General features: G+C 73.5%; 12 protein-coding genes. 9 read left to right on the forward strand and 3 right to left on the reverse strand.

All coding sequences use genetic code 11. The annotated features are described in order from the left end of the window. Nucleotides 1-861, reverse strand: a complete 861-nt coding sequence (gene mshD / locus ET495_RS14595) for a mycothiol synthase (RefSeq protein WP_245993107.1) — start codon at nt 859-861, stop codon at nt 1-3. A gap of 609 nt (nt 862-1,470) precedes the next feature. Here mshD and ET495_RS14600 point away from each other — a divergent pair. Then, nucleotides 1,471-4,503 (forward strand): DUF7927 domain-containing protein, encoded by a 3,033-nt coding sequence (locus ET495_RS14600; RefSeq protein WP_129205390.1) that lies wholly within the window; start codon nt 1,471-1,473, stop codon nt 4,501-4,503. A gap of 82 nt (nt 4,504-4,585) precedes the next feature. On the opposite strand, the gene acs is transcribed toward ET495_RS14600, so the two are convergent. Further along, nucleotides 4,586-6,583 carry an acetate--CoA ligase gene (acs, locus tag ET495_RS14605; RefSeq protein ID WP_211340856.1) on the reverse strand — a complete coding sequence of 666 codons (1,998 nt, stop codon included), beginning with the start codon at nt 6,581-6,583 and terminating at the stop codon, nt 4,586-4,588. Between the two features lie 167 nt (nt 6,584-6,750). Between acs and ET495_RS14610 the strand changes: the two genes are divergently transcribed. Then, entirely contained in the window at nt 6,751-7,815 is a 1,065-nt protein-coding gene (locus tag ET495_RS14610; protein ID WP_129205392.1) for an NADH:flavin oxidoreductase/NADH oxidase, read from the forward strand. Nucleotides 7,816-8,144: 329 nt separating this feature from the next. Here the strand turns inward: ET495_RS14610 and ET495_RS14615 are convergent, their stop codons facing one another. After that, entirely contained in the window at nt 8,145-8,921 is a 777-nt protein-coding gene (locus ET495_RS14615) for an HAD family hydrolase (protein ID WP_129205393.1), read from the reverse strand. A 144-nt stretch (nt 8,922-9,065) separates the two neighbouring features. Between ET495_RS14615 and ET495_RS17800 the strand changes: the two genes are divergently transcribed. The 7 genes from ET495_RS17800 (at nt 9,066) to ET495_RS14640 (ending at nt 13,027) form a co-directional block, all read left to right on the forward strand. After that, entirely contained in the window at nt 9,066-9,227 is a 162-nt protein-coding gene (locus ET495_RS17800) for a hypothetical protein (protein WP_162616502.1), read from the forward strand. 161 nt (nt 9,228-9,388) lie between these two features. Continuing rightward, complete coding sequence (locus ET495_RS14620) at nt 9,389-10,144, forward strand: CpaE-like family protein (protein ID WP_211340857.1); 756 nt, start codon at nt 9,389-9,391, stop codon at nt 10,142-10,144. Further along, nucleotides 10,141-10,683: a hypothetical protein gene (locus tag ET495_RS19825; RefSeq protein ID WP_484455992.1), complete on the forward strand. Its 543-nt coding sequence runs from the start codon at nt 10,141-10,143 to the stop codon at nt 10,681-10,683. The genes ET495_RS14620 and ET495_RS19825 overlap by 4 nt, the downstream gene beginning before the upstream one ends. Continuing rightward, entirely contained in the window at nt 10,578-11,366 is a 789-nt protein-coding gene (locus ET495_RS14625; RefSeq protein WP_484455993.1) for an ATPase, T2SS/T4P/T4SS family, read from the forward strand. The genes ET495_RS19825 and ET495_RS14625 overlap by 106 nt, the downstream gene beginning before the upstream one ends. Continuing rightward, nucleotides 11,363-12,202 (forward strand): type II secretion system F family protein, encoded by an 840-nt coding sequence (locus ET495_RS14630; protein WP_245993108.1) that lies wholly within the window; start codon nt 11,363-11,365, stop codon nt 12,200-12,202. Before ET495_RS14625 ends, ET495_RS14630 begins: the two co-directional genes overlap by 4 nt. Further along, nucleotides 12,199-12,765, forward strand: coding sequence for a type II secretion system F family protein (locus ET495_RS14635; RefSeq protein ID WP_245993110.1), 567 nt, complete (start codon nt 12,199-12,201; stop codon nt 12,763-12,765). The genes ET495_RS14630 and ET495_RS14635 overlap by 4 nt, the downstream gene beginning before the upstream one ends. A gap of 88 nt (nt 12,766-12,853) precedes the next feature. Continuing rightward, nucleotides 12,854-13,027: a DUF4244 domain-containing protein gene (locus ET495_RS14640; RefSeq protein WP_129205394.1), complete on the forward strand. Its 174-nt coding sequence runs from the start codon at nt 12,854-12,856 to the stop codon at nt 13,025-13,027. Nucleotides 13,028-13,030 lie beyond the last annotated feature (3 nt).

A 13,030-nucleotide genomic window follows, 5' to 3' on the forward strand; every position in this document is an offset into this window, starting at 1 on the left:
CTAGATCATGGCATCGTTCGGGCGCCCATACTGGACATCGGCCGTCTCTCGCATGAAGCCTGCCGCGCGGTAGACGGCGATTGCAGCCGAGTTGTCGCCGTCCACGTACAGCACCGCACGTTCTGCGTGCCGCGCCAGGTAGGCCAGCCCGACGCCCGTCAGCGCCGCACCCAGCCCGCGGCCACGGTGCGCCGGGTCGACGCCCACGGCATAGATCTCTCCGTCGGAACCCTGCGGCCCCTCGGTCACCTTGGTCCAGATCGACCCCGCGAGCGCGCCGTCGGGCCCGGTCAGGAGAAGGAAGCCTTCCGGGTCGAACCACGGCGCGGCCATACGGTCGCGCAGGTCCGCGACCGTGAGGCGTCCCTGCTCGGGATGTGCGGCGAACGCGCGCGCGTTGAGGGCCACCCACGCGTCGTCGTCCCGGCCGGGAACGAAGGCACGCACCGCGTACCCGGTGGGGAGCGGCGCCGGTGCGGGGGCCGGCAGCGGCCTGGTCAGGAACAGCAGCTCACGCACGACGACGTAGCCGGCGCTCGCGGCGAAGGCCCGCGCCGGAGCGAGGTCCCCGTGCGCCCAGACGCGCAAGGCCTTGCCGCGCTGCCCTGGGGTGCCACTGAACTGGGGCAGCCGGGCGTCACGCTCGGCCGTGCGCAGCAGGAGCCGGCCGAGGCCGCCCCGGCGGTGCTCGGGGTGGACGACGATCTCGGCGCTCGCCGTGCCCCCGCTGCGGTCGATCTGTGCGTACCCGGTCACGGCACCGGTCCTGGAGCGTGCGACGGCGTGCGTGAGCCACGGCTCGTCGGCCGCCAGGCGCAGCAGCGGTTGCTCGGACAGGGGGGAACGCCGTCGGCCTGGCACGTGGTCTCGGCCAGTGTGCGGACGGCGTCGGCGTCGATGGGCGAGAGCGGACCGATCTGGAGCGGCACGGCGAAGCGCATGTGCCCATCGTCCCCTACCCGGGCCGCGCGAGGTCCTGGGATGAACCGAGGGGTGATTTCCCGGGCCGTGCGCCGTGGCGTTCGGTACGCCCGCCGACGATCGGTCACGTAGTCGAGGCGCTGGAGGAACCATGAGGCGGGTTGTCGGGAACACTCGCGGTGCGGCCGCGGTCGCAGCGGCGATGGGCCGAGTCGGCGACCATCGGGTCCCGCCCGGCGTGCGGCATCATCGCGCCGCAGGTCGCCCACCGGCGCGGCGGCGGATCGCGGTGGTGGGCATCCTTGTGCTGCTCGTCGGCGTGCTGGCCGCCGTACTCATCGCCCTGACGCAGACGACCCCTCCTGCGTTCGCCGAGAGCAACCCGGCGAACAGCACCGTGCGTGGCGCGCAGACCTGGTACGCGTACGTCGGCGCCGGCGAGAGCCTGTCGGTGCGGTTCGACCGGGCCGGACGGGACTACAACGGCTGGGGTGACACCAGCAGGATCGAAGTCGCAGGCCCTGAGAACGGCGGCGCGGTGGTGTTTACGTGCGACGTCGACCTGAGTACCAGCTCGCCCTGCACCTTTACCCCCCGGAGAGGAGTACGCCGGGGGTCTACAGCATCGAGCTCAAGCCACGCGAGAACTCCTCCAACACGCTCGGCAATGTCACCCTCAACTGGGACATCACGGTGAAGAGGGGCGGGGTGGCGCGCCCCGGTCGTGTCTGGACGGAGCACTACGTGCTCCGTGACGTGTACAGCAGCAGCGCAGACACCAGTGTGAACCTCGTGCTCTACTACCAGTCGGTCTACGGGTTCACCTACAAGACCCAACGAAGCGGCCTGAACGGCGCCGACTCGCGGTTCGTCGCGAACGCCTACGGGGCCGTCAACAGAGACAGCTGTACCTCGTCCCACCTGTCGATCCCGAACAGGGAGCTCCGGGACGCCAAGAATGTCTCCGGGGAGTACGGCGAGCTCGGAATCCCTGCGGACAACACGAAGTGTCGGTTCACGCCGTACAAGATCTTCTTCGAACCGCCAAGCGAAGACCTTCCCCCCAGCGTGACCGTTCCCGACAAGGCGACGGGATCCATGAAGACCACGTGGCTGCGCGTGAGCCCTCCGGAACCACAAGAGATCAACGTGACGAACCTGACGTTCGCCCCCACGGGCGAAGGGTCGCGTGCCGGAGTCATCACCTTCGGCGTGAGCAAGCACGACGGTCAGGCGGTGGTACAGGTCGACGTCAACAACGACGGCCAGTTCGACGGTCCCCTCGACCGGGTGTTCGACGTCCAGGTGCTCGCGGGCGAGCAGGTCAGGCTTCCGTTCGACGGCAAGGACGCACGGCGCAACGACATCTCACCGACCACGCCGCTGGCGGTGCGCGTCGTCGTACCGTCCACAGGAGAGGTTCACTTCACCGACTTCGACGTCGAGATCCTCACCAATGGTCTGGAGGTCACGCGACTCAACGGCCCGCAGGCAGGCCGGACGAACGTCTCGTGGAACGACACGCTGATCGACAGCCAGACGAGGAGCGGACTCGGCAAGTGCTCGCGGGTGAGTGCCACCTCAGGAACCAACGTCGACAGCACACCGGGTGTCCACTACTGGGGCATGGGCGACTGCATCGTCGAGGAATCCGACAGGCCGAACGTCTGGAACCCCAGGGGGCTAGCCAGTCGGAACACCTTCGGGACGTGGGGCAACCTCGCCGCGATCGACAACTGGGCGAACGTGCCGGTCAACCGGCAGGCCACGCTCGAGGTTCCCGCGTTCTCGATCGCCAAGGAGGCCACACCGGCTGCGGGCACCGCCGTCAAGCCCGGTTCGAAGATCACCTACCAGATCACCGCGAGCCCGGTGAGGTACAAGTTCCCGGCCACGGGCAATGACGGCGACGCGTGGATCCCCGCGACCACCTGGAGCGGGCGCTACGCCGACTCCGCCGCGTCGGTCGCAACCTCGGCGACCATCGACTGGTCCACGCTGGCGAACAACCCCGGCACCGGCAATCGTGCCTCCGTCGCATCCACGAAGGACGGCTACTCCTGGGTCGGAACCGCGGTGCCGATCGGATCGGGCGTGGTGACCACGTACGACGCGACGGTCAAGCCGGCGAGCGAGCTGAGCGACCGCGCGCAGCTGCGCAACCTCGCGTTCGTCGTCACCGGGGACACTCCCGTACCGCCGCCGACCTGCGTGCCGGGACTGTGCGGCGAGACGGTCCACCCCGCCGAGGTGATCGACGTCGTCAAGACGTCCAACCCGGAGGACGGGACAAAGGTCGATCCCGGCGGCGTCATCCAGTTCACGCTCACGTTCACCAACCGCAGCGCCGTCGCGGTCACTCCCACGTACTCCGACAACCTGGCCGGCGTCGTCGACGACGCCGTGGTGGACCGCTCCTCGATCTCGGCCAACAACGGGCTCCAGGCCCGATGGACCGACCAGGGGCCGGCGATCGAGGTGGGCGGCACGCTGGCCGCGGCAGGCGCCTCGGGGCCGACCGTGGGCACCGTCACCTACCGGGTGACGGTCAAGGACTCCGGGTTCGCGGACGGCGTCGTGCGCAACGTCGTCGTCGTGACGGGTCAGGATCCTGGCAGCACGTGCGCGCCGGGCGACCCGCTGTGCACCGAGCACCCGGTGACGGGGAGCTTCTTCGTGACCAAGACGTCCGACCCGGCGACCGGCGCGTACGTCTCCCCGGGGGACACCATCACCTACACCGTCACCGCAACGGGGCGCGGGACGGGGATGGCGGGCATCGTCCTGGACGACAACCTCAAGGGAGTCCTCGGGAACGCCACGTTCGTCGCGGGATCGGCCACGCTGACCGTGGCCGGTGGCCAGCCGACTCAGGTCGCCGACCCCGTCGGCGCGCGCCTCGTCTCGGGCTCGTTCGACCTGGCCGAGGACGAGACCGGCGTCCTGCGCTACTCCGTGAAGGTGAACGACGGCGCCTGGTCGAAGAAGCTCGACAACGTCGCGGGCGGGCGCGGCGAGGGCGACACCCCGCCCACCACGTGCGACCCGTGCACGACGACGCACACGGTCACGGCACGCATCGAAGTCCTCAAGATGAGCTCGTCCCTCGGCGGGTCGGCGCCGATCTCGGGCTCCGAGTGGGCGGTCTACGTCGACAAGGACGGCCTGATGGGCGAGCAGGTGACGAAGCCGGCGGTGCAGGCCGTGCCGGGCACGATCGGCAGGTTCGAGCTCGCGGGCATCGTCCCGGGCACCTACTGGCTGACCGAGACCCGTGCGCCGGACGGCTTCACCCTCCTCGCGGAGCCGGTGCGCTTCGACGTCAGCGACAGTGGTGCGGTGTCGCTCCGCGACGCGGACCGCCAGGGTCAGGCCGTCACCACGGTGGTCGACCAGGGCACGGCGGTCATCACCGTGCGGAACGTGACGACTCCCGTGATCCTGCCCCTGTCGGGGGACACGGCGAAGGGGTCCCGGCCGTACACGGTGGCGGGAGGGTGCCTGCTGGTGATGTCGCTGTCGACGCTGCTGGCCGAGACCACCAGGCGCCGCCGCGCCCGGCGGCACGGCAGCCGCGCGTGAGCCGCGGCGGAGCGTGAGCCGCAGCCGAGGTCCAGGTCGACGGCCTGGACCTCGGCTGCGCTGTGGGTGGGGGGGACGGCGCTCAGGACCTGCCCGAGCCGGTGCCGAGTCCGGCCGTGATCAGGTCCATGACCGAGGCGTCCGCGAGCGTCGTCGAGTCGCCGACCGCGCGGTTCTCGGCGACGTCACGCAGCAGGCGGCGCATGATCTTGCCCGAGCGCGTCTTCGGCAGCTCGGGCACGACGAGGATGCGCTTGGGCTTGGCGATCGGCCCGATCTCCTTGGCGACGTGGTCGCGCAGCTCGGCCTCGACCGCGGTCCGACCCTCGGGGGTCGCGGCACGCTCGGCGTGCTCGCCGAGCAGGATCACGAACGCGACGACGGCCTGCCCGGTCGTGTCGTCCGAGGCGCCGACGACGGCGGCCTCGGCCACGACGTCGTGCGACACCAGCGCCGACTCGATCTCCGTGGTCGACAGGCGGTGGCCCGAGACGTTCATGACGTCGTCGACGCGGCCGAGCAGCCAGATGTCGCCGTCCTCGTCCTTCTTGGCGCCGTCGCCCGCGAAGTACAGGCCGCGGAACCGCGACCAGTACGTGTCCTCGTAGCGCTGGCGGTCGCCCCAGATGCCGCGCAGCATCGCGGGCCACGGTTCCGTCAGCACCAGGTACCCGCCGCCGCCGTTGGGGACGGGGTGCGCCTCGTCGTCGACGACGTCGGCGCTGATGCCCGGCACGGGCACCTGCGCGGACCCCGGCTTGGTCGCGGTGATGCCTGCGAGCGGGGTGATCATGATGGCGCCCGTCTCCGTCTGCCACCAGGTGTCGACGATGGGTGTGGTGTCGCGGCCGATCACGCGCCGGTACCAGATCCACGCCTCGGGGTTGATGGACTCGCCCACCGAGCCGAGCACGCGCAGCGACGTCAGGTCGTACTGGGCGGGCACGTCGTCGCCCCACTTCATGAACGTGCGGATCGCCGTCGGGGCGGTGTAGAGGATCGAGACCTTGTGCTTCTCGATGATCTCCCACCAGCGGCCGCGGTGCGGGGTGTCGGGCGTGCCTTCGTACAGGATCTGCGTGCCGCCGTTGGTCAGCGGGCCGTAGACCACGTACGAGTGGCCGGTGACCCAGCCGATGTCCGCCGTGCACCAGAAGACGTCGTCGTCCTTCAGGTCGAACACGACCCGGTGCGTGTACGCGGCCTGCGTGAGGTAGCCGCCCGTCGTGTGGAGGATGCCCTTGGGCTTTCCCGTCGTGCCCGAGGTGTACAGGATGAACAGCGGGTGCTCGGCGTCAACCCACACGGGCTCGTGGAAGGTGTCGGCGGACTCCAGGGCGTCGTGCCACCAGACGTCGCGGCCCTCGGTCCACGCCGTCTCCTGCCCCGTGCGGCGCACCACGAGGACGTGCTTGACCGTCTCGGTGCCCTCGCCCGTGAGCGCCTCGTCGACCGCAGGCTTGAGCGCGCTGGGCACGCCGCGGCGGTAGCCGCCGTCGGCCGTGATGACGAGCGAGGCCTCGGCGTCGGCGATGCGGCTGCGCAGCGCGTCGGCGGAGAACCCGCCGAAGACGACGGAGTGGGGCGCGCCGATGCGCGCGCACGCCAGCATCGCGACGACCGACTCGACCAGCATCGGCAGGTAGATGACGACGCGGTCGCCCTTCCCGACGCCCAGGGCCGCGAGCGCGTTCGCGGCGCGGGCGACGTCGCGCTGCAGGTCCGCGTAGGTCACCGTGCGACTGTCGCCCGGCTCGCCCTCGAAATGGATCGCGACGTGATCACCGCGCCCCGCCTCGACGTGCCGGTCCACCGCGTTGTACGCGGCGTTGAGCGTGCCGTCGGCGAACCAGCGTGCGACCGGGGCGTCCGACCAGTCGAGCGTCTGGGTGAACGGGGTGCGCCAGGAGATCAGCTCGCGTGCCTGCTTCGCCCAGAACCCGAGCCGGTCGGCGCTGGCGTCGTCGTACAGGCTGGGCCCGTAGTTCGCGGCCGCCACGAAGGCGGGGTCCGGCGGGAAGGTGCGCGTCTCGTGGAGCAGGTTCTCGAGGCCGCCGGCCTCGGGTTGTTGCGTGGTCAACGGAGGTACCTCCAACTTCGTCGCGGGCGGCTCCGCTCCATCGCGGGGCCGCGGACGCGAGTGTAGACCCACAGGTGACAGGGGTCACAGGTCTTGAGCGATCGAGGGATGAGATCACACTCCTGCGGCCTGTGTGCGGCGTGCCGCCGTTCTTAGGCTGGGTCATCGTGAGTCTGCTCTTCGAGCCCGTGCGGCTGCGCGACCTGACCGTGACGAACCGCGCGTGGCTGGCGCCGATGTGCCAGTACTCGGCGGTCGACGGCCTGCCCGACGACTGGCACCTGGCCCACCTGGGTGCGCGCGCCGCCGGCGGGTTCGGGCTGCTGCTCACCGAGGCCACCGCCGTCGTGCCCGAGGGACGGATCTCCCCGCAGGACGTCGGCCTGTGGGGCGACGAGCACGTCGCCGCATGGCGCCGCATCACCGGGTTCGTGCACGAGCAGGGGGCCGCGATCGGCGTGCAGCTCGCGCACGCCGGCCGCAAGGCGTCGGTGTTCCGCCCCTGGTCGCCCGTGCAGGGCAGCGTGCCGCGGGCCGAGGGCGGATGGCCGACCCTCGGCCCCACCGAGGTGGCCTTCCCCGGCTACGCCGCGCCCGCGGCGATGACCCCAGCGCAGATCGCGGCCGTGCCCGGGCAGTTCGCCGCAGCGGCCCGGCGTGCGCACGCGGCGGGGTTCGACGTCGTCGAGCTGCACGCCGCGCACGGCTACCTGCTGCACCAGTTCCTCTCGCCACTGACCAACCGGCGCACCGACGACTACGGCGGCACCCCCGAGAACCGGGCACGGCTGCTGGTCGAGACCGCGGACGCCGTGCGAGCGGTGTGGCCCGACGGCAAGCCGGTGTTCGTGCGCGTCTCGGCCACCGACTGGACGGACGGCGGCCTTCACGTCGACGACGTCGCCGCGGTGGTCAAGGACCTGGCGGCGCACGGCGTCGACCTGGTCGACGTCTCGACGGGCGGGCTCGTGCCGGCACAGGTCCCGGTCGCGCCTGGCTACCAGGTGCCGCACGCACGGCGTGTGCGCGAGCTGTCCGGGCTGGCGGTTGCCGCCGTCGGGCTCATCACGTCGGCCGAGCAGGCCGAGCAGGTGCTCGGCGACGGTGCCGCGGACGCGGTGCTGCTGGGCCGCCCGGCGCTTCGCGACCCGCACTGGCCGCTGCGCGCCGCACGCGAGCTCGGCGATGCCGTCGCCTGGCCTCCGCAGTACCAGCGCGCCGCCTGGCGGTGACCGGCACCCCGGAGGCGGGGTGCCGGTGTCGGGATGCGGGTGTCGGAATGCGGAATGTCGGGGTGCCGGTGCGGAGGGGGCAAGGCACGCGATTGCGGCACCCGGGAGTCAGTGTCGACCGGGTGCCGCGCTCGCCGGAGGGCACGGGTAGCAGGCGCCTTGTCCTGCTCCGTCACGGGACCTGGCCCGCCGGAGTGTCCGTTGAAGGGGACTACCTTGGCGTGGGTTCCGTGCCCTGCCGTGGTGTTGCTGTACCTCCATCAGACTCCTGCGGAGCGGGTTGCGCAAGGCGGGACGACGCCGCGTGACCGAGGCCACGCGCACGGGGCTCAGCGGCGCCGCAGCGCACGCCACACCAGCACCCCGGCCACCGCGGCGGCCAGCACGCCCAGCACGCCGAGCACCGGCGTCGGCGGGCGCAGCGTCGTGCGCAGCGAGACGGGTCGCGAGAACGCGAGCACGCCCCAGCCGCGTTCGGCGGCGAGCCGGCGCAGCGTGCGGTCGGGGTTGACCACGAACCCGTGACCGACGGCGTCGAGCATCGGGGCGTCCGTGATCGAGTCGGTGTAGGCGTACGACCGCTGAAGGTCGTAGCCGTGCTTGCCCGCGAGCTCGCGGATCGCGACCGCCTTGTTCTCGCCGTAGGCGTAGAACTCCATCTCGCCCGTGTACTTGCCGTCGGCGACGCGCATGCGCGTGGCGACGACGTGGTCGGCGCCCAGCACCGTGGCGATGGGCTCGACCAGCTCGACTCCCGACGCCGAGACGATCACGACGTCGTGACCCAGCTCGTGGTGCTCGGCGATGAGCTCGACGGCCTCGGCGTACACGTAGGGGTCGATCACGTCGTGCACCGTCTCGGCGACGATCTGGCGGACCTTGTCGACGTCCCACCCGGCCGCGAGCTCCGACAGGTGCTTGCGCATGCGCTCGGTCTGGTCGGCGTCGGCACTGCCCACCACGAAGAGGAAGTGCGCGTACGCGGTGCGCAGCACGTCGACTCGGGTGACGAGACCGCCCTCGTAGAACGGGCGGGAGAGAGCGGCCGACGCGCTCGTGGCGATGATCGTCTTGTCGAGGTCGAAGAATGCGGCGACACGGCTCACGGGCCGAGCCTAGCCGGGGGGTGCGGTTCCCGGGCCGCGGGCGGGCCGACGGCGGTCGAGGTCGGCGCGTGGGCGGCGCGTGGGCGGCGCGTGGCCGCGGGCCGGCGGTGCCCGGGCCGGGGCGCTCGGGCCGCGGCCTGCGCGGTGGCGTCGCCCGCGCCGGGGTGGACGGCGCAGGCGGTCTCGACGCCGGTCGCGATGGTCGTCGGAGGCGGGTTCAGCGTGCGGGGAGCGCTGTGCTTCCTGCCGGCGGTGCGCCAGGGGAAGGCGCTGCGTGCCACGGGCTTGCTCGGGGCCAGCGTGTGACGGGTCCCGTTCGGCGGGCCTCGTCCTGCGGGAGGCGTGCGGGTCGTCCCGAGCCGCGGCGCGGTGCGAGCGAGGCGGGCCGCGGTCCGTCCCTCTCGCTTGTCCACAACCGGCGGTGAGACCGGCCCACGGCTCCCGTCCCGGGAGCAAGAGTCCGCGGCATGGGACACCGAACCACACCACTGGTCGCCGTCGTCGGAGCACGCGGCGGCGCCGGGGCGTCGTGCGTCGCCGCCGCGGTCGCGCACGGGCTCCGCCGGGCACACGGGCGCGGCGTGCTCGTCGACCTCGACGCGGGCGGGCCCGGCGTCGAGGTGCTGCTCGGCGTCGAGGACGAGCCCGGCGCCCGCTGGCCCGAGCTCACCGGGGCACGCGGCGACGTCGACGGCCGCGGACTTCTGGCGGCGCTGCCGCGCTGGGGCGCCGTACCGGTGCTGTCCACGACCCGGCTGCTGCCCGCCGCGCCCGACGACGACGTCGTGCTCGACGTGTGCGCCGCACTGCTGCGCTCCGGTGAGACCGTCGTCGCCGACCTGCCCCGGCCCGGCGCATGGACGCCCGCGGTGCGCGCGCTGCTCGCGGACGCCGACGAGGTGGTCGTGGTGACCACGGCGTCGATGCCCGGGGCCGCCGGCGCGGTCGCCGTGGCGCGGGCGCTCGACGGCCTCACCGGCGGCGCGCGGGCGCGGCTCGTGCTGCGCGGGCCGGGTGCCGGCCGCGTCGAGGCGACCGACGTCGAGCGGCTGACCGGGCTGCCCGTCGTCGCGCAGGTCGGCGAGGACCGGGCGCTCGCCGGTGCCGTCGAGCGTGGCGAAGGGCCACGAGTCGGGCGGGGCACGCGGCTCGGGCGCGCCGGTGCGCGGGTCGCGGAGCTGCTCGCGGCAGGGCCGACGGCGCTCGTGGGGAGCCCGCGATGAGTGCCGTCGACGATGGGCCGCGCGACCTCGGCCTGCGCGATCTCGGCCCGCGCGACCTCAGTCTGCTCGATCACGGACTGCTCGATCACGGCCTGCTCGGCGACGTGCGCGGGCGGCTCGGCACGCGCGACGTCGACGACGCGGCCGTGGGTGCGGCGCTCGTCGCGAGCGGGCGCGTGCTCGGCTCCGACGCGCTGCGTGAGCTGACGCGTGCCGCACGTGCCGAGCTCGCCGGGGCCGGGCCCCTCCAGCCGCTGCTCGACCTGCCCGGAGTCACCGACGTGCTCGTCAACGGCCCGCACGACGTCTGGCTCGACCGCGGGCACGGGCTCGAACGCGCCGACGTGAACCTCGGCACGCCCGCGACCGTGCGGTCGCTCGCCGTCAGGCTCGCCGCACTCGCCGGGCAGCGGCTCGACGACGCCGCGCCCGTGTGCGACGGACGGCTCCCGACGGGACGCGGCTGCACGCCGTCGTCGAGCCCGTCGTGCCCGCCGGGGCGGCGCTCTCCCTGCGGGTGCTGCGGCAGTCGTCCCTGAGCCTGGACGCGCTCGCCGCCGGGGGTGCCGTGCCGCCGGGATGGAGAGCGCTGCTGCGGGGACTCGTCGCCGGGCGTGCCAACGTGCTGATCTCGGGCGGGACCGGCACCGGCAAGACGACGCTGCTGGCGGCGCTGCTCGGACTCGTGCCGCACGACGAACGGCTCGTCACCGTGGAGGAGGCGCGCGAGCTCGCGCCCGCCCATCCGCACGTCGTGCCCCTGGTGACGCGGCGGGCCAACGTCGAGGGCGCCGGAGCCGTCGAGCTCACCGAGCTGGTACGGGCGGCGCTGCGCATGAGACCCGACCGCATCGTCGTCGGCGAGTGCCGCGGAGCCGAGGTACGCGAGGTGCTGCTCGCGATGAACACCGGGCACGACGGCGGGATGGCCACGGTGCACGCGAACGCCGTCGAGCACGTGCCGGCACGGCTCGAGGCGCTCGCCGCGCTCGCCGGGATGCCGCGCGAGGCCGTGGCGGCACAGGCGGTCGCGGCGGTCGACGTCGTGCTGCACGTGCGGCGCGAAGGTGGGCGGCGGTTCGTGGCGGCGGTCGGCGTCGTCGGGCGCGACGGTGCCGGGTTCGAGGCGCGCGAGGCGGCGCGGTGGGACGGGGCGAGCTCCCAGGCGAGCGTCGTGGACGTGTGCGCCTGGGAGCGCGTGGTCGGGCAGTGGTCCTCGTGATCGGGTTGACCGATGTGCTGATCGGCGGGTCGGCGTGCGGGCCTGCCGCGGGGCTGGTGGCGGACCTCGGTGCGCGGGCCGGGGTGCCGCCGGCCGGCGGTGCGGGGGGTGCCGTCGTCGTCGGTGTCGCCGTCGCGATCGCCGTCCGGGTGGCCCTCGGCGCAGGCGGGCGGCGCGCGTCGGCGGTGCTCGGCGGGCGGGGCGGCGGCCGGGCCGGGGTACGCGGCACCGGTGCGGGCCGAGGATGGCTCGCGTCGCTCGGTGGTGGTTCGCGCCGAAGCGCGACCGGGGCGGCCGCGTCCAGGGCCGGCACGTGGCCCTGGCGGAGAGCCGTAGGTCCGGGCGACGTCCGAGTCGTGGTGGCGCAGGTCGCGGCGCTGCTGCGGGCCGGAGCGCCGCCGGGCGCGGCGTGGACCCGTGCGGCGGGCGTCCCGGTCGACGCGCTCGGCGTGCCCCAGGCAGAAGCGCTCGGCGATGTCGTCGGGCGGTCGCCCGCACGGGCCGTCGCCGCCGCGACCCGGCTGGCGCTCACGGTCGGGGCACCGCTCGGGCGCGTGCTCGAGGCGGTCTCCGACACGCTCGCCGCGCAGGCCGACGCCGATGCCGAGCGGGAAGCCGCGCTGGCGGGTCCGAGGGCCACCGCGCGGGTGCTGTGGTGGCTCCCCGCAGTGGGGGTGCTGCTGGGCTGGGCGCTGGGCGCAGACCCGTGGGCCGCAGCGACCGACGGCGGTGCCGGGACGGCGGCCGTGTGCGGAGGGCTCGTGCTGCTCGCGGTCGGGCGCTGGTGGACCGGGCGGCTGGTCGCGGCCGCCCGCAAGGCGGGTGACGAGGCGTGAACACCGTCGTGCTCGCCGCGGCCGGAGGACTGGCCGCCGCCACGCCATGGCTGCTCGCGTCCGCCGCTACCAGACGGCGATGCGCCCGGCTCGGTGCCGCACCGCCCGCCGCACGCGACGCCGTCGACGGCTTGGGCATCGAGGTCACGGTCGTGCTCGAGCTGCTCGGGGCCGCGCTGGGCGCCGGAGCGGGAGTGCCGCGCGCGCTGCAGGCGACGGGTGACGCCGTCGGCGGGATCGACGGCGTCGCGCTGCGGGCCGTCGCGGCGAGCCTGCGGCTGGGCGCCCCCTGGACCGAGGCGTGGGGTGGCGTGCCGCCACGGCTCGAGGTCGTAGGGCATGCGCTGCGCCCGGCGTGGGAGGAGGGCGCCGCACCTGGCGCCGCCCTCCGTGCGGCGAGCGACGAGCTTCGGCGGTCCCGCCGCGACGCCGCGCGACTCGCAGCGGGACGGCTGGCCGTGCGGCTGGTGCTGCCGCTCGGCGCGTGCTTCCTACCGGCGTTCGTGCTGGTCGGGCTCGTACCGGTGCTGCTGGCGCTGGGTGTGGGGCTGCTCGGCAGGTGACGGCAGCCCACCAAGGACGTCCCGGCAGACGCCGGGTCGAGGTAGGCACCGCGGCCACGCGCCGCGGTGCGAACGAAAGGGGGAAGGCATGGACGAGGAGACGACGGCCCCCGGGCCGGAGGCGGGCATGGCGACGGCCGAGTACGCGGTCGCGACGATCGGAGCGGTCGGCCTGGCCGGACTGCTCATCGCGATCCTCAAGAGCGACATGGTGCGAGGACTGCTGGAGAACATCATCACCACCGCCCTGTCGGTGGTGTGAGGC

The organism is Xylanimonas allomyrinae (assembly GCF_004135345.1).
Classification (GTDB): Bacteria; Actinomycetota; Actinomycetes; order Actinomycetales; family Cellulomonadaceae; genus Xylanimonas; species Xylanimonas allomyrinae.